At 44.0% G+C, this 18,330-nt stretch carries 15 protein-coding genes; 8 read left to right on the top strand and 7 right to left on the bottom strand.

Translation table 11 applies throughout. The features are described from left to right. Nucleotide 1: 1 nt before the first annotated feature. The 8 genes from OGX98_RS06885 (at nt 2) to OGX98_RS06850 (ending at nt 9,775) form a co-directional block, all read left to right on the top strand. Complete coding sequence (locus OGX98_RS06885; RefSeq protein WP_286595125.1) at nt 2–2,557, top strand: glycosyltransferase; 2,556 nt, start codon at nt 2–4, stop codon at nt 2,555–2,557. A 220-nt stretch (nt 2,558–2,777) separates the two neighbouring features. Further along, on the top strand, nt 2,778–3,968 hold the full coding sequence (locus tag OGX98_RS06880) for a UDP-N-acetylglucosamine 4,6-dehydratase (protein WP_200041915.1): 1,191 nt from the start codon (nt 2,778–2,780) through the stop codon (nt 3,966–3,968). A gap of 14 nt (nt 3,969–3,982) precedes the next feature. After that, entirely contained in the window at nt 3,983–5,134 is a 1,152-nt protein-coding gene (locus tag OGX98_RS06875) for a LegC family aminotransferase (RefSeq protein WP_286595030.1), read from the top strand. Between the two features lie 11 nt (nt 5,135–5,145). Further along, nucleotides 5,146–6,294 (top strand): UDP-N-acetylglucosamine 2-epimerase, encoded by a 1,149-nt coding sequence (gene neuC, locus OGX98_RS06870; protein ID WP_223306974.1) that lies wholly within the window; start codon nt 5,146–5,148, stop codon nt 6,292–6,294. 6 nt (nt 6,295–6,300) lie between these two features. Then, nucleotides 6,301–7,374 (top strand): N-acetylneuraminate synthase, encoded by a 1,074-nt coding sequence (gene neuB / locus OGX98_RS06865; RefSeq protein WP_286595029.1) that lies wholly within the window; start codon nt 6,301–6,303, stop codon nt 7,372–7,374. After that, nucleotides 7,367–8,023, top strand: coding sequence for an acetyltransferase (locus tag OGX98_RS06860; protein WP_200041912.1), 657 nt, complete (start codon nt 7,367–7,369; stop codon nt 8,021–8,023). The genes neuB and OGX98_RS06860 overlap by 8 nt, the downstream gene beginning before the upstream one ends. A gap of 10 nt (nt 8,024–8,033) precedes the next feature. Further along, the gene (locus tag OGX98_RS06855) at nt 8,034–9,086 is read left to right on the top strand and encodes a nucleotidyltransferase family protein (protein ID WP_284097340.1); all 1,053 of its coding nucleotides are present in this window, start codon (nt 8,034–8,036) and stop codon (nt 9,084–9,086) included. Next, entirely contained in the window at nt 9,083–9,775 is a 693-nt protein-coding gene (locus OGX98_RS06850) for an acylneuraminate cytidylyltransferase family protein (protein ID WP_286595028.1), read from the top strand. Before OGX98_RS06855 ends, OGX98_RS06850 begins: the two co-directional genes overlap by 4 nt. A gap of 135 nt (nt 9,776–9,910) precedes the next feature. On the opposite strand, the gene OGX98_RS06845 is transcribed toward OGX98_RS06850, so the two are convergent. Genes OGX98_RS06845 through fliF form a run of 7 tightly spaced genes read right to left on the bottom strand, consistent with a single transcriptional unit; the run spans nt 9,911 to nt 18,328 of the window. After that, nucleotides 9,911–11,044 carry a hypothetical protein gene (locus OGX98_RS06845; protein WP_286595027.1) on the bottom strand — a complete coding sequence of 378 codons (1,134 nt, stop codon included), beginning with the start codon at nt 11,042–11,044 and terminating at the stop codon, nt 9,911–9,913. An 8-nt stretch (nt 11,045–11,052) separates the two neighbouring features. After that, nucleotides 11,053–13,119 (bottom strand): glycosyltransferase family 9 protein, encoded by a 2,067-nt coding sequence (locus OGX98_RS06840; RefSeq protein ID WP_286595026.1) that lies wholly within the window; start codon nt 13,117–13,119, stop codon nt 11,053–11,055. A gap of 42 nt (nt 13,120–13,161) precedes the next feature. Further along, a complete protein-coding gene (fliJ, locus tag OGX98_RS06835) occupies nt 13,162–13,602 on the bottom strand; it encodes a flagellar export protein FliJ (RefSeq protein ID WP_045449451.1) in 441 nt (146 codons plus the stop codon). A gap of 2 nt (nt 13,603–13,604) precedes the next feature. Next, on the bottom strand, nt 13,605–14,945 hold the full coding sequence (gene fliI, locus OGX98_RS06830) for a flagellar protein export ATPase FliI (RefSeq protein WP_045440130.1): 1,341 nt from the start codon (nt 14,943–14,945) through the stop codon (nt 13,605–13,607). Then, nucleotides 14,938–15,648 carry a flagellar assembly protein FliH gene (fliH, locus tag OGX98_RS06825; protein ID WP_045440128.1) on the bottom strand — a complete coding sequence of 237 codons (711 nt, stop codon included), beginning with the start codon at nt 15,646–15,648 and terminating at the stop codon, nt 14,938–14,940. The genes fliI and fliH overlap by 8 nt, the downstream gene beginning before the upstream one ends. A gap of 3 nt (nt 15,649–15,651) precedes the next feature. Continuing rightward, entirely contained in the window at nt 15,652–16,668 is a 1,017-nt protein-coding gene (locus OGX98_RS06820; protein ID WP_045440125.1) for a flagellar motor switch protein FliG, read from the bottom strand. Next, on the bottom strand, nt 16,646–18,328 hold the full coding sequence (gene fliF / locus OGX98_RS06815; protein WP_286595025.1) for a flagellar basal-body MS-ring/collar protein FliF: 1,683 nt from the start codon (nt 18,326–18,328) through the stop codon (nt 16,646–16,648). Before fliF ends, OGX98_RS06820 begins: the two co-directional genes overlap by 23 nt. Nucleotides 18,329–18,330 lie beyond the last annotated feature (2 nt).

The raw sequence follows: 18,330 nt of genomic DNA, 5'->3' as shown, positions 1-18,330 counted from the left end.
CATGCCCAATACCGCTAAAACTCGCACCACGCTGCCTGACATCGTTAAAACGTTAGAAACTGGTCGTGAAAAACCGTTTGTTAGCGTCGTGACCCCAACCTGGAATCGTGCCGCTTTTCTACCGTATTTACTTTACATGTATCGCTACCAGGACTACCCCGCGGACCGCAGAGAACTGGTTATCCTTGATGATTCAGCGCAAAACCATTTATCGATTATTGAGCAACTCACACAAGGGCATCCTGAAAAATACAATATTCGCTATATCCACCACCCGGAAAAACTGGATCTGGGGAAAAAGCGTAATATGCTCAACGCGCTGGCAAAAGGTGAATATATTCTCTGCATGGATGACGATGATTATTATCCGGCAGATAAGATCTCTTACACCATTGCGATGATGCAACGTCACCGGGCATTAATATCCGGCTCGGACCAGATCCCAATCTGGTACAGCCACATAAATCGGATTTTCAAAACCCGCAGCTTCGGCCCGCAAAATATTCTCAACGGCACCTTTTGCTATCACCGTAATTATTTGAAAAAGCACCGTTATGATGACGCGTGTAACTTAGGCGAAGAGGAAGGATTTACCAATAAATTTACGGCGAATCCACTGCAATTGCCCGGGGAACACACCATCCTTTGCGTCTCACACAGCCAGAATACCTTTGACAAAGACTTTGTCCTGGGTTCCAGCCAGTCCACAGGGGCCAGCCTTGACGAGTACATTCCCGACCCCATGCTCAAAACATGGTATTTGAGTCTGCATAACGCAACGCATAATCAACCTATCCAATGGAGCGGTATTGATCAGGCGGTGATCGTCAATTTAGATAAACGTCCGGATCGTCTGGCGCTTATTCAGCAGGAGCTGGCGCAACTGAATTTTCCAGCCAGTAAAATAACCCGCCTGACGGCATGTGATGAAAAAAATGGTCAATGGGGTCGCCGCCAGTCCCATTTACAGGCGCTTAAACTGGCGCAGCAGCAAGGCTGGAAAAACTATCTGTTGCTGGAAGATGACACCGTCATCCTGAAGCAGGAAAAACACATCCAGGTGCTGAATAGCCTACTCGCAGCCCTGCCCAAATTACCGTGGGAAGTGATCCTACTTGGCGGGGAAATTAAACGTGGGAATGTCCTTAAAAGTCTCAGCGGTATAATCCATGCACGTGACTGCAATAAAGTTTGCGCCTATCTGGTGAATAGCCATTATTACAACGAACTGGCTCAGCAAATGGAACGCGACCGCTCAGACGCACCTGAGGAGCAATGGCAGTCGTTACTGCGTGAAGGAAAATGGCTGGCCTGTTATCCAAGCATTAGCTATCAACGTGCAGGTTACAGCGATATTGAGAATAAAGAAACTGACAATATTGGTTTTTATTTCAATAAAATCAATCAAATGCCAACTGACACGAATAAGAGAAACCAAACACTCGCCAATAACGTAGGCGAAACGATCGGTTTCTTTATGGAAACAGCCTTCCACTATCAAATTTATCGCCCCATTATTGCTTCGCTTCAGTCACAAGGACAGCGCTGTGCGTTGTTAGTTAACGATCGCGTGGCAAAACCGCTGCGAGACGAGATGCTGAATTTACTTAAAACCATCAGCCATTCAGATCTTGGCGGAAATTTGCTCTCCCACGTTCTGGCGCAAGGACAGCGCTATAAATGTCTGGTAAGCCCTTACTATATTGCAGAGCTGGATGGTCTGGCCGGCATACATATTCGCGCCATTCATGGGCTCGCAAACGCACAATGGAATCATGCATGGTGGAACACGTTTTACCAGCAGATACTTTGTTATGCTTCTTACAGTCAACGCGCGTTGGATATTAATGGCAGCGCCAAAATCGTCGGCAATCCACGCTTTGATGACTGGCATACGAAAAGTGAAACAGCCACTCTACCGTCAGCACTTAAACTCGATCCTAAAAAAATGACAATTTTGTATGCACCAACATATGGTGCATCCAGTTCAGTTCCTCACTGGGCGGAAAAGCTGTCGCGTCTGGGACATGACTACAACCTCTTGTTACTGACCCAACACAGAGTTCCTTATGGAAGTGATGGAGAAAAATGGCTGGCTCTCTGTAATCGCTGCTTTAAAAAGCAGATTGCTGCACATGATCATATTCCTCCAGCATTAGAACTGGCTGACTATATTCTCACTGACAGTGATGAATATGTATTTGATGCTTTCCATCTCAATAAACGTGTTATTCGGCTTGATGAGTCTGGGGCAGAAAAGCCAACAGATAACCGAAATATGGCAACAGACATTCATAAAATAGCACCTGTTGCCAATGATATGAATGAATTAAGACTATTTCTTTCCAATGTTTACGACTGGTCGGCACAACAAATAGCAGTCGACAATATTCGCCATCAGTATTGCGATGCTTTTATGGATGGCAACGCAGGGGAAAGAGCGGCATCAGCTATCGTTGAAGCGATAACACAGAGTGAAACAATAAAAGAGAATTTATTATTAGCGAGTCTGCAAGAAAAGCTGTTCTCTAAAAACATATTGCTCACAGAAAAATAGATTCATATTTGCAAGATAGATTGCCAGTAAAACTGGCAAAAAAATTCAAACACCCCCAGGTTTTACAGAATTAGAACACTGTAAAATCAGGGCGGTAGCGTGCCTGAAATTAATAAAAGCGTGCCAACCATTTTTTGCGGCATACATCTTGTTACTCTTTGGCATCGTTCTAAAGTAATCGATACATTACAACAAATTATTTTCGATCTGCAGGTTTACAATGACTACTGTTTCACAATTAATAGGCAGAGAATATAACATATTTTCTGATGACATCAGCGCACGTCAAAATGAACTACAACAAATAATATCTGGCTCCAGTTTTCTCGTTCTCGGTGGCGCGGGTTCTATCGGTCAGGCTGTAGTCAAAGAGATCATAAAACGTCAGCCAAGAAAATTACACGTCGTCGATATCAGCGAAAATAACATGGTCGAACTGGTTCGCGATATCAGAAGCTCATATGGCTATATCAAGGGTGATTTTCAGACATTTGCGCTGGATATTGGATCTCTCGAATATCATGCTTTTATCAACGCGGATGGTGAATATGATTACATTCTCAACCTTTCGGCACTCAAACATGTCCGCAGTGAGAAAGATCCCTTCACTTTGATGCGTATGGTTGAAGTAAATATACTTAATACGCAAAAAACAATTCAACATGCTATCGCAGCGAAAGCGAAAAAATTCTTCTGCGTTTCTACAGATAAGGCAGCCAATCCAGTCAATATGATGGGGGCTTCGAAACGCATAATGGAAATGTTTTTGATGCGCCAAAGTGAACATATCGAGATCTCAACAGCCCGTTTTGCCAACGTCGCATTTTCTGACGGCTCGCTGTTACATGGCTTTCAGCAAAGAATAAACAAACGCCAACCTATTGTAGCGCCTAATGATATAAAACGTTATTTCGTGACTCCGCAAGAATCAGGTGAACTTTGTCTACTGTCTTGCATTTTCGGAGAAAATCGGGATATTTTTTTCCCAAAACTGGATGAAAAACAACATTTGATATCATTTTCAGATATTGCTGTACGTTATCTGGAACAGCAAGGATATACACCCTGGCTGTGCGAGTCCGAAGATGAAGCCCGCACACTGGCTAACTCCCTGCCGATAAAGGGAAAGTGGCCATGTCTGTTTACTTCCAGCGACACCACCGGTGAAAAAGATTTTGAGGAATTTTACACAGCGAATGAAAAAATAGATCTGACTCATTTTTTGAAAATTGGCATCATTAAAAATGAGTTAAATTACAACAATCAATTATTACAGCACTTTGAATATCAAATTCACAAATTGCGTAGCACTCTTCACTGGAACAAAGAAGATATCATTAAATTATTTATGACAATGCTCCCTGATTTTAAACATAAAGAAACCGGGAAATACCTTGATAGTAAAATGTAATAAAGGTGCGCTGTATGAATACCCTATCCGTTGTCGAATTCATCCGTGATATATATAGATCCAACGATTTCATTCCATTACATGCACCATCTTTTGATGGCAATGAAAAACGCTATGTCCTTGATACACTGACCAGTACTTTCGTCTCCAGCGTTGGTAAATATGTTGATGATTTTGAGAGTAAAATACAAAACGTTACGGGAGCTTCACGCGCCGTCGCAACAGTAAATGGTACGACAGCGCTCAGTACTGCCCTCTATCTTGCAGGTGTGAAGCCGGATGATCTTGTCATCACCCAGGCACTGACTTTTGTTGCGACCTGCAATGCGCTTTATCACCTTGGTGCAAAACCTGTTTTTATCGATATCTCCAGCACCAGTTTGGGACTTTGCCCCACTGCCATGGAGAACTGGCTAGCAGAAAATGCAGAGCTTGTTGAGAACGTTTGCATGCACAAGAAAACGCGCCAGGTTATTCGGGCAGCAGTCCCTATGCATACTTTCGGTCATCCTGTAGAAATAGATGAGATTATCTCGGTGTGCAACAAATGGCATATTACATTAATTGAAGATGCCGCTGAAAGCCTGGGCTCGTTTTATAAAAATGCCCATACCGGGACATTTGGCAAATATGGAATTTTAAGCTTCAACGGAAACAAAATCATCACTACTGGTGGCGGCGGTATGGTGCTGTGTAACTCTGTCGAGGCTGGCATCAAGGCAAAACATATTACCACGACGGCAAAAGTCCCTCACCCCTATGAATTCTATCATGATGAGCCCGGATTCAATTACCGTATGCCCAACCTCAATGCTGCTCTGGGTTGTGGTCAAATAGAAATGCTGGAGGTTTTTCTTCAACAAAAGAGAATCCTCGCAAAAAATTATTCTGATTTTTTTGCCGGTTCCCGGTTTAAATTCGTTGAGGAACCTGTATATGCGCGTTCGAATTATTGGCTTAATTCTATTATCTGCGAGAATAAAGATGAGCAGGATGCTTTTCTTTCCCAAATGAATAATTCGAAGATTATGGTTCGTCCGGTATGGAAACTGATGCATCGATTACCCATGTTCGCGCAAGCTATGCGCGATGAATTAAAACAATCAATCTATATTGAAGAGCGCCTGGTAAACTTACCGAGTTCTGCATCCCATTTATTATCATGACCACAAAGAAAATGAAAATCGCGGTCTTTACCGGTACGCGTGCAGAATATGGGTTGCTGTATTGGCTGATGAAAGATATCCAGGATGCCCCCGATCTTCAGCTCCAGTTACTGGTCAGCGGGATGCACCTTTCACCAGAATTTGGCCTGACCTGGCAGCAAATAGAGCAAGATGGTTTCAGGATTGATGAGAAAATCGAAATCCTGCTCTCCTCAGATTCGGCCGTCGGGGTAGCCAAAAGCGTGGGGTTAGGCATTTTGGGATTTTCTGATGCCTTAATACGGTTACAACCTGATGTATTACTGCTGTTAGGCGACAGATTTGAAGCACTTGCCGCCGCGCAAACGGCGATGTTCCTGCGTATTCCAGTTATGCACCTCCATGGCGGGGAAATAACGGAAGGAGCGTACGATGATGCCATCCGTCATGCCATCACCAAACTGAGTTATCTTCACGGCGTATCGACTGAAGAACATCGCCGTAGGGTTATTCAGTTAGGCGAAGAGCCGTCCAGAGTCGTAAATGTGGGGGCAGTCGGTCTTGACCATCTCAACAGAAGGACGTTTCTGACAGTAGAAGAACTGGCTTGCTCACTTAATTTCCCATTACAGCGTCCCTTCTTTCTTGTGACTTATCACTCCGTCACATTAGGGTATGAACCGCCGGAAGAAAGCTTCAACATATTATTAGCTGCGCTGGATGCATTTCCAGAATATCAGGTTATTTTGACCTGGCCTAATGCCGACGATGGAGGCAGAAAAATTATTTCTCTGATAGAAAAATATGCTCAGAGAGATCGAGAGAGAATCTTGGCAATTCCTTCTCTTGGGCAACATCGTTATCTCAGCGCCGTCAAAAACGCGGCTGTTGTCATCGGGAATTCTTCCAGTGGCATTATTGAAGCCCCTGCATTTAATACACCCACAGTAAATATTGGTGAACGACAGCGAGGCCGAATAGCAGCCAAAAGCGTACTCAATAGTGCTGTCACGAAAGAAGAGATTACTCAAACAATTAAACAAGCTATTCATCATGCGTACACATCTCCAGGTGAAACCATTGTTAATCCCTATGGCAAAGGAAATGCCAGTGAAAAAATCCTGGCAATGATTAGAACAACTCCATTTTGCCAGCAAAAAATATTTTATAATTTGAAGTGAATTGATATGACATTAATTATTGCTGAAGCCGGTGTTAATCATAACGGCGATGAAAAGCTTGCTTTTGAACTTGTTGATGCTGCGTATAAAGCAGGCGCAGATATTATAAAATTTCAGACATTTAAAGCCAAAAACCTTGTTACCGGGCATGCCCAGCAAGCAGCGTATCAGATCGCCAATACGCAAAAGCGGGAATCACAACTCGAAATGTTAAGCCGGCTTGAGCTCTCCTGGGAGACACATCATGCACTGGTTAATTACTGCAATTCATTGGGTATCGAGTTTCTTTCTACGGCATTCGACTCTGAAAGTCTCCATTTCCTTGTAAGCGAACTGGGGTTAAAACGCTTAAAATTACCATCGGGCGAGTTAACAAATGCGCCATTAGTCCTGGAGTATGCCAGAACTGGCTGTGACATTATTATCTCTACAGGAATGGCTTCATTAGCTGAAATTGAGGCTGCGCTGGCAGTGGTCGCTTTCGGCTATACCACGTCAGAAGATGCAACCCCATGTGCAACTGCCTTTGAACAGGCTTACATTTCAAGTGCAGGCCAAAAAGCACTAAAGCAAAAAGTTACCCTACTTCATTGTACGACAGAATACCCGGCGCCGATAAACGAAATTAATTTACGTGTTATCGATACATTACATTCAGCATTCGATCTTCCCGTAGGTTACTCGGACCATAGCGAAGGAATATTTGTCCCTGTTGCCGCAGTTGCCAGAAGAGCTACCGTCATTGAAAAACATTTTACCCTCGACAAGAATATGACAGGTCCGGATCACAAAGCTTCTCTCGAACCCACTGAATTAACTGAAATGGTCAAAGCTATTCGCCAGGTTGAACAGGCTCTGGGGCATAAAATTAAAGCAGCCACCACCTCTGAAATTAAAAATAAAGATATTGCCAGGAAAAGCTTAGTGGCTGCCAGAGATATTAGTACTGGTGAGCAATTTACCGAAGAAAACGTTGTTATTAAGAGGCCGGGGAACGGTATGTCACCGTATTTATATTGGAGTGTTATCGGTAAAAGATCAACCCAGAGCTATCACTCCGGAGATCTTATCATTGAATAAATCATCACGAAAAATAGTTATGCTGGGTGCTGGTGGACACGCATCTGTCTTGTTCGACATACTGTGCAACAATAACGAAACCGTGCATCTTATCGTGACCAGTAGAGTCCAAAAAACACGATCTTTATTCAATGGCATAAGCATAATTGACGACAATTCGTTTATAAAAAAATATAGCCCTGAAGAGGTTATATTAGTTAACGGTATCGGTATGCTGCCTCACTCTGCGCTCAGAGAAAACATTTATACTGATTATACGAAACAAGGGTATCAATTCAAAAATATCATTTCCGAGCAATCAATAGTATCACCATTCGCCTTATTGGACGCTGGTGTTCAAATTCTCCCCGGTACAATAATTCAAGCAGGAGCTCATATCGGCGAAAACTGCATTATCAATACACGCGCAGTTATTGAACATGATTGTACTATTGGTCCACATAACCACATAGCCCCCGGAGCGGTTCTCTGTGGCGCAGTAGTCACCGGGAAAAGGACCTTCATAGGTGCTGGATCAACTGTCATACAAAATATAAAAATCGGAGATGACGTTATTATTGGAGCAGGCACAATCATAACAAATGATGTTACGGCTAAATATATAGTACACCCCCAACACCAAAACCATTTTAGACATCGCCCACTTTAAGGTATCCCACATGAAAAAAAACTGGGGAAAAATAGTTCTGTCGTCAGAACATTCCGTATTAGATGCGCTCTCGGTAATAAATGACGGTGCACTTAGAATATGTTTAGTTGTTGATACAGATGATAAACTTTTAGGCGTAATTACCGATGGTGATATTCGCCGGGCGATATTAAAAGACATATCGCTCCATGAAAAAATTTCATCTATTATGAATCGTCAACCCATTACCGTATCCAGTAATACTTCTCATAAACAGCGTCGAAAAATAATGCAAGCGCAAAGTATTCTGGCATTACCCATAGTAGACGCTGAGAATAAAATTCTCGGGCTAGAAACCTGGGAAAAAGAAATATCCACCCCCGCATATGAGAATCCTGTATTCATCATGGCCGGAGGGTTAGGGACACGGCTAAGACCGCTAACTAATGATTGTCCAAAACCAATGCTAAAAGTGGGAGATAAACCTATCCTTGAAATATTGTTGACACAATTTATTAAATCTGGGTTTAAAAACATTTATATATCCACATACTACATGGCGGAAAAAATTATCAGCTATTTCGGCGATGGTTCAGACTGGGGGGCAAATATACAGTATGTTCATGAAGATAGTCCTCTGGGTACCGGCGGTGCATTAGGTCTGTTACCTGATAATATACAAAAACTACCCTTGATTATGATCAATGGTGATGTATTAACAGATACCGATTTTGTACGTCTTCTTGAATTCCATCTGGAAAACAACCCTATAGCCACAATGTGTGTCCGACAGTACGAATACCAGATTCCTTACGGAGTTATCAACAGTAGTGGAAATCGGATTGTAGATATAAAAGAAAAGCCAGTACATCACTACTTCGTTAATGCCGGTATTTATGTCATTAGCCCAGAATTATTTCTACAGGTTCCTAAACACGAAAGAATTGATATGCCTTCGTTACTTGACCAGCAAATATCTGAATCTCATGACGTACTCATGTATCCATTACACGAATATTGGCTGGATATTGGACGCATGGACGACTTCCATAAAGCACAACATGACGTCAAGGAATTAGTATGAGAGCACTGAATGTAGCTATCATCCCCGCCAGAGCAGGCAGTAAACGCTTACCCGGTAAAAATATAAAATTACTCGCAGGGAAACCATTGATTGTCTGGACAATCGAAGCCGCGATAACCAGTAATTTGTTTGATGTCATATTAGTGACTACGGATTCTGAAGAAATAGCCAACATCGCACGCGCCGCGGGTGCCAGCGTCCCTTTCTTAAGGCCCAGCGAACTCTCAACAGACACATCTTCTACCAATGAGGTCATCAGCCATGCTGTCGACTGGATTGAGCAAAATGTGGGGACAGTGTCATGTGTAACGTTACTACAGCCTACATCACCTTTACGTACTGCAGATGACATTGCGCAGGCGATGAACATGTATGATACGAAACAAGCATCAGCGATCGTTTCTGTTTGCCTGACAGAACATCCAATTCAATTTTGTAATACGCTCCCGATAGATTTATCAATGGCCGGATTTATTAAGACTCAAGATAACAAACGTTCGCAGGAACTTGAACCATCCTGGAGATTGAATGGCGCAATCTATATTTTCGATCGAAAATACGTCAGTAATCTAACTCATCTGTATGAGCAAAACACATTTGCTTATATCATGAAAAGAGAAAACTCTATCGATATAGATCAGGAATTAGATTTTATATTGGCAGAGATAATTTTATCTAAACCATCCTGATTTTTATATGTAGAACACTCCCGCTCAACAATCAAACCAGACTGTATCAACTCTCCGCAGAATAGTATTCTGTTCGGGGGCACCGCGGTGCTCCCCACGTCACAGAACGCTACATTAAAATATCGCCCACTCTAATCACAAATATATAACCTTATCCATCTCAAATGCGTTATATTTATTGGCAATATCACAAAATATTTTATTATCCATTTCAGCCTCACTACCTTTGAGAATAACGAATTCAACATTGATATCTTTCATGCAAAAAAAAGTTGAGCTAAACTCCCCGCCTACATTATGCGGAAGTAAATTAAAGGAGCTTAAAAACTCAATTGGGATTTCATCAGGGACACAAAGGACATCATTACCTATCGCCTGACTGATTTCATGATTTAGTTTTTTATTCTCTGGATGTCCTTTGAATATAACTTTCGCAGAATCTGGAATTTTCCCATCAGTTTTTAGTTGTTGGATTAATGCAATAAGTCGTTGGTGATAAGTCATCGCCTTCACTGGATCCAGACAATAACTTGTGACAAACATCAAGGCATTAGGATCCTTATTAAGCTGTTCCAGTTTGTGATATAACGCCATGGGGAAGTTGACCAGTTTAAGTAACAGTTGTTGCTCTTCTGGCGTAATAATTTTTTGGAGATTAAAATTAGTATATATTACGTGCCGTTCTATTTTATTATAAAATGCATTAGTGTTGTTTTTTTTACGTGAACTAATAAAGTAATATTGAGTATCAACCAAATAGTGCCAGATATAGTTATCAATAATATTCCAGGTATACTCTTTACTTTCTGTTGCTTTCAGCACTGCCAGTAATTGTTTTTTTCGCTGCTGCATCAGATGATCAAAAGCTACTGAGTCAAGCGACTCAATAGCGTCGCGTTCAATTAATGAACCTGAACCATCATCATAAAGATGCAACTTAATGTTATCAAGCGAGAAAAATGGCGCAAGCAACTTCATCATCGGAAAAAGAATGTCTCGCTCACGATGTATATTCGTATGGACTTCAACTCGTGAAGGTTGTACGCCTTTGATAAAGTTAGCCATTGCGGTTAACTTTTCATTCAGACCAATATTAACATTATTAATAAAAACAGTATTTTTCTTATTGGTGTAATTTGTATTAACTTTAAGTCTTTGAAAAGCAATGATATTAACAATATTATCATTCTTATAACTTCTGATATAGTTCAAAAGTTGCTGAGTCAGCGGAAGTGATGCCGGCTCGATATAAAGCTTGACCGTTTTCATTGAATACTCTAAATATAATCAGGTAATTGATCGATAAATTTCTTTGAATCTAAAAATCGATTTATCTCTCGGTAAAAATCGTTCACTTTATACTTTTCAATACAAGAGTAAGTCTTATTATTTGGGCACCACGCATCAAATGTGCCACGAGTATCAAGTGGGTAATATTTTGCACAATGGACATACTGGCAGGACAAATTTATAGCCAGTGCATTCCAGCCCAGGATACCGTGCCGATATGGCAAGCGGTATTTACCCGGAACCACAGAATAGAGCCCACAGATAGCAATATCAGTTGCCGCAGCTAAAGCAACAGGCCCAGAGTCACAGGCAACAAGCAGAGACGATCTTGACATCAAGTAGACAGTTTCACCCATAGTAAATTTATCAATTGCATTGAATACCCTGCTACTGCCAATCTCTACCGTTTTTTTATGGGTGTAGAAATTATTATTAGCGCCAATCAAAACAACAGACCAACCATCATTCAGGAACAACTCTATTAACGCTTCCCATGAAGCTTTTGGCCACGTTCTGTTTGGAACGCCTTCATTTGGATGAATCAGTACAACTTTACTGGTGAGATTGTTACTCTCAATAAACCCATCAACTTTTTTCTTATCTATATCATCTAGTGACAAGACAATTTCTTTTCGGGTATTGCTGATATTTTTCTTGTTATAATAATCTAGAATAGAGTCGATTTGATGTTGTGACGCAAAAATATGCGCCCCGGAACATGGCTGGTGATATTTACCAAGGATGGTAGAGATATAGATATCTTCCTTCATCGTTTTATCTAAATTGTCCCTATCCCAAACAGTATCAACATAAGGGCATAATACTAATAATTCATGATAAATTTTAGGTGCCAGTAAAATGAATGCCCCGGATAATTCACGCCTAAGGGCATTCATGCTGCCAATAGCAAAAAGAGCATCACCCATTGACTCGCCAATATAAAAAATATGTTTCTCAGTGTAATTTTTTTCTAACCGTTTTTGCGTTTCGTCGATAAATAAAAATGGAATACTCTTGCTATAATGAGAACGGAGAAAATGGCTTAACCTGATATTTTCAGGGTGTTTTTTATGCTCATGGAAGTATACGCTTTTTACTTTTTCACTGTCACAGGAAAAAATCGAGAGTGAGCATAGTCCATAAATAACATCAGGGGATACCCCCGCAATTGTTAATAATTCCGGGGTTATAGCATCTGGCAAGCGGATAAAATTTACTGTTGGGTAAGATTTACTGTCGATACTTCCCGTATAATTAATTAGAAATACGAATTCGAAGCCCTGTTCCAGTACACCTTGCAACAGGGCAGTATCTTTATCTTCTTCGCCCAACGGAAAATCGGCACCATCATCAATAAAGAAGAGAGTTTTCTTCTGCTCACATATTTTCTTAATTAAAGCAATAGTATTACTTTTAACCCCTGACAATGAAGTTAACTGTGCTAATAGTATTTCATCGGCATAAGCATTCAGGTGGTCAGCATAATGATAATGAGATGCTGAAAACAGTGATTTATCAGCATTTAGATACAGCCTGTTAAAAAAATAATGTGTATCAACGATGTAATTGAAAAGATAATTATATATTGCATGCCAGTTATTATTGTCATCAACTGTCTTTTGTTTTAGTTTTTCAGCATAATCAAGATAACGCAAACCTTTACCCAACAAATTATTTAATTGTTGGCGGTATGCAATATCATTGAAACTGGCCTCATACAAAAACAATGATAATTGCATTCCACATGGCACATCCTGGTGAAATTTTTTCACCAGTGGATAATTAATATTTGCTGAATACTCAATAGCCGAGTATATTCTTACTGAAGTAGCATTGATCTTTCTCGAGATATTATATATACCATCAATCCATGCGGGTGTTATACGGTCAGGAAAATCAAATGTATAAACATTTTTCCTGTTTGCTAATTCTTCTGGGGGCTTGCGTAAAAAGAAAAGCGAAACAGTATTATCATTATCGTTTTTTGCATAATCTATCAAATGATAAATATTATGTTGCTCATTGCCCCAGATATAAATATTTAAATTACGCAAAAATAACTCCTAATCGTATGTTCCGACTTTAGTAATGATAAATTATTGTCCCAACATCTTCTGTCGCAGCCAGCACTGTGTGGCAATTTCATCGACTGTTTTTTGTTCTTTGGCAAGCGCCTCATGGCTCAACGCATAGCGCTTTTCATCCAGTGTTATGGAGACAATTTTCTCTTCGCAGGCAGCAGAAACCAGGTTTTTCTGAATACGCAATTCTTTAATTTTGGCCAGCGTTTTCTCCTGTTCCTGCCAGGCGATCACCGTACGTAGCGTGCCTTTATATCCGGTCACATTTTTCAGCGACTCAGCAGAAGGAAGGTCGACACCGGTGGTGGTTTTTTGAATGAGGTAGCCCAATGCTTTGATATTATTTTCGTATCCGGCACAAACCTGCTGCTGCTGAGCAAGTTGTACCGTCATGTCTTTTACCGATTTGTCTCGCAGGCGCTGTAACTGCGCAAGCGTATCAATAATCTGCCGCATCATTATTTACCTTCTGTTTTCTTTGCGACCGGGAAAAGGGTTTGCAAGCGGCTTTGCACCAGTTCGAGGGAAGCAGGCTCGCTGACTTCCTGGCGTAAAAAACGCTCAATAGCGGGGAATACTTTGACGGCTTTATCTACGCCAGGATCGGCGCCTGCCACATATCCACCTAAAGGGATCAGCGGCTTAATATCCATGTAGGTGGCATAATTTTGCTTGAGTAGCCGGGCAGACTGTTGATGCTCATAGCTCGTCACCTGTGTCATGCAGCGGCTGATCGACTGCCCGATATCAATCGCGGGATAATGGCCGGATTCCGCCAGTTTACGGGTCAGAACGATATGCCCGTCCAGCACCGCTCGAGCGCAATCAACGATCGGATCCTGCTGATCGTCACCTTCCGCCAGCACGGTGTAAATGGCGGTCATTGATCCTTCACTTTCACTGTTGCCCGCACTCTCCACCAGTTTTGGGATCATGCCAAATGCAGAAGGAGGATAGCCTTTGGTCGCTGGCGGCTCTCCAAGCGAGAGCGCAATTTCACGCTGCGCCATGGCATAGCGCGTTAATGAATCCACCAGCAGTAAAACGTGGTGCCCGCGGTCACGAAACCAGGCGGCGATAGAGTGGCAAAGCTCAGTTGCTTTTAAACGCATTAACGGCGATTCATCCGCCGGCGCGGCCACAATAATCGATTTTGCCAGGCCTTCCGCACCCAGTGAGTGATCGATAAATTCTTTCACTTCACGACCACGCTCACCGATCAACCCAACCACGACGATATCGGCTTTGGTCTGTCGAGTGATCATTCCCAGCAGCACACTCTTCCCGACACCGCTGCCGGCCATTAACCCCACACGCTGGCCTTTGCCGATCGTGAGTAACCCATTGATGGCTTTGACACCCACATCAAGCGGCTGGCAAACCGACTGACGCGTGAGTGGGTTAATCGAAGGAGCCTGAGGCGGCAGAACATCATTACCGTTCAGACGCCCTTTAGCATCCAGCGGTTCCCCCAAACCGTTGACGACCCGACCCAGCCAGCTTTCGCTAATCAGGATCTCCTGAGCTTTTTCTTCAGGGAACACGCGCGCACCCGCCATCAACCCTACGGGATGTTTGAAGGGCATCAGGTAGGTGATATCCCGATTAAAGCCAACCGCCTGGGCATCTATCAGCGTATGGTTGGCGCTTTCGACGCGGCAAAGCTGGCCGGTCATCAGCGGACACCCCACGCTTTCCAACAAAATACCGTTCACTCGTACCAGTCGTCCCGCAATCCGGGCTAACGGGATAGCTTCAATAGAACGCAATGCATTATCGAAGAACGAGAGATCACTCATTCTGCGGCTCCGGGCTCAACGTCTCTTTTAATGCAGTCATGCATTGGTCGAGTCGATGTTCACAGCCTATATCCAGTTCAGACTTATCAGTAATGACCCGACACTCACCCGCCTGTAAATCCGGAGACGGTGTCAGCCCCCATTCGTTGACCTTTTCCGGTGCCGCATCCTTGATGCGATTAAACTCTTCATTACTCAGCAGCACCTGTAACGACTCAGGCATGGTCGGGAAAGCAGAGAGCGCCTCTTCCACCAGCGACAATAGCTGAGTTGGCTGTAGTGCCAGTTCACAACGAATGACCTGCCGGGTCACCTTTTCAACCAGTTGCAGCAAATCTTCACGCTGTTTGCGCTGAATGTGTGCCAGAAAATCGTTCACTTTGCCGGAGATGTTGTCCAGGGGTTGCGCGGCCTGAATAAACTGTTTGCGTCCTTCCTGTTGTCCCGCCAGACTACCTTCGGTATACCCCTGGCGCTGGCCCTCTTCGCTCCCTTTTTGATGCCCTTCCTGGAAACCTTGTTCCTGCCCCTCAGCCATTCCCTGTTCAAAGCCTTTTTGCATCCCTTCCTGGAAACCGTCCATTAACTGGCGCTGGTAATCCGCTGGCGTAATACCCGGTGTTAGCTGCTCCGTCTGCAGATGGCGCTGGCGAGGAGGAAAACGGTGTAATCGGTAACGACCACGAATGGTTTCAATTGCCATGTTTTACTCCGCCGTCTGTTCAGCAAACAGCTGTAGCTGAATTTCACCCGCTTCTTCCAGCTCGCGGGCAATTCCCATGATTTCACGGCGGATTTGTTCAATTCGACTGACAGGCACCGGACCCAGACGCGAAGTAATCGACTCCAGCTGCTGAACCTGACGTTTTGGCATCACGGCATAAATAGAGCGACGCAGTAGCACCTCAGTGCCTTTGAGCGCCACCGCCCAGTCTTCCATCGGAACTTCATCGAGAAGACGGCGGCGAACCTCATCACTCTGACGGCTGAGAATAAAGAAGTCGTACATTTCATCCTGCAACTGTTCCAGCACACCTTCATCGCGTTCACGGAGTTGATCGAGGATCAACTGTTGGTTGCCCTGGAAGCGGTTAACAATATCCGCCGCCTGCTTGATGCCTTTCACTTTCGAGCCATGTTCGGACAGCACAGACAACCCGCGTTCAATCAGGCGATCCAGTTCATCCACGACATCACGGTTTACGTCGTTCAGTTTCGCGACCCGATAGAGGATCTCGTTCTGGACTGACTCCCCCATATAAGACAGCACCGTGGCGGAAATTTCCGGTGTCAAGAATGCCAGGAATACGGCCTGCAATTGCAGGTGTTCTTCCGAAATCAATATCGCCAGTTGGCGGGGTTCAACCCACTGCAGACGCGACATTCGCGAACGGATCTCATCACCGTAGATCCCGTTTATGACGCTACTGGCGATTTCTGTCCCCAACGCTTTATTCAGAATACCTTGCAGCATTGAACGTGATGCACCATTGATGCCGCTCTGCTCGCGGAATTCATCAAAAAAGTTATTGATCACTCTTTTCGCCATGCTGGTTTTCACGCCAGACAAACGCGCCATATTTTCACTCAGACGAACCACCTCTTCGCGACTGAGTTTCTGCATCACCGTGGCCGCCGCTTCCTCTCCAAGGCACAACAATAAAATTGCGGCCTGTTCCAGATAGCTGTTGTTACTGCCGTTACTTGTTGTCAATTCGCTCATTACTGGTTATCCATTGTCTGAGAACTTCAGCTACGCGATCGGTATCACTCATCGCCAGTTTTTGCAGGAACTCCAGCTTCACTTCCAGCCCGGAACTCTGCGAGGGCAGGCTGTCGTCACCAGGGAAAGAAGGCAGTTCAATACTTTTACGTTCATCATCTGTCGCCGCAAAATGCGGCTCTGTCGCAGGAATAGCTACCGGAGAGCCCGCATTCAGCGCCAGTTCAGGTGCATCAGTTATCCGGCGATCGGCAGCCAGGCGTTTCATTAGCGGACGGATTACAAACAACAGCAGCAATAGCGCCAGCAAGCCACAACCAATCAGGCGTACCCAGGCCCGAATATTGTCATCTTTCCATAGCGGGATCTGCGGCTCAGCGGGTATCGACTGTGGAACAAAATTGAGCAACGATAGTGAAAGATTATCGCCACGCTTTGTATCAATCCCGGCAGCATTATTCAGCAGGGCTGTCAGTTGTTCAGTTTGTTCCGGTTTCCAGTTTTTCAGCGCAGGAGCACTCTGGTTGAGGACCACAGCCACATTCAGACGCTTAATATCGAATCCGGGGTGCTGAATATGCTCGACGCTACGGTCCCAGGAATAGTCACGCTTGTTTTCGCTATGCTTCGATAGCGCCTCTGGTTGGCGCGGTTCCTCTGCAGTATTCGCATTGGCACCATTTCCCGTCTGGTTTACAGCCGCTGGCGGACGGTTGCTTAACGAGCCAGGGATCCCCATCGCGATTTGATTTGTATCGCTATCGAGAATGGTTTCTTCGCGATTCACCTTCGGCGTGTCGCCATAGTGTTCCTGCGTCTCGTCGATATTGCTGAGATCGAGATCCGGCATAACGCTGACCCGGTAGTTGCCTGTTCCTACCAGCGAGTCGAGGACATTTGCCATACTGGCACGAGTTTTATCCTGAATATCCTTGAGGATCTGGTCGCGTTTGCGCGTCGCTGCAGAAACAGCTTCTCCTGCGCCAATACCGTCGGACAATAGGTTGCCGGCCTGATCGACGACGCTGACCGTTGAAGCATTCAGATTGGGAACGCTGCCAGACACCAGATGCACAATGGCATTCACCTGGTCTATATCCAGTTTGCTACCATAATGCAGACGCACAATGACCGAGGCGCTGTTTTTCGGTTCGTCGCTGACGACAAACGAACTCTCTTCGTTCAAAGCCAGATGCACACGGGCGCTTTCTACGGCATCCAACGTCATGATGCTCTGAGACAGTTCACCTTCCAGACTGCGTTTATAGCGGATGTTCTGCACAAACTGACTGGCACCCAGCACTTCATCTTTGTCCATCAGTTCATAGCCAGCAGGCAACATCGCCTGAACGCCTTTGGCCGCAAGCGCCATCCGCGTTTTAGAAAGCGCATTTTCCGGCACCAGAATCTGACCACTTTGCGGATCAATACGGTATTCCAGCTTTTCGCCATCCAACACGGTGACTATTTGTGAAACTGGGAGATTTTCTTGCCGACCATACAGTGAGACATAGCCGTGATTCCCGTTCCACAGGATGCTCACAATAATCGCAGTAGCCGCAATAGCTGCAGCTGCCAGTAACGCCCAGCGTTTATTACCCTCCAGCCTGAAAGATAATGAAGGTAATAGCTGAGTAAACTTCTTTATTAATTCATTCATAG

It is taken from the genome of Citrobacter sp. Cm046, assembly GCF_030333065.1.
Lineage (GTDB): Bacteria > Pseudomonadota > Gammaproteobacteria > Enterobacterales > Enterobacteriaceae > Citrobacter > Citrobacter murliniae.
This window is presented reverse-complemented; position numbering and strand designations above follow the sequence as displayed.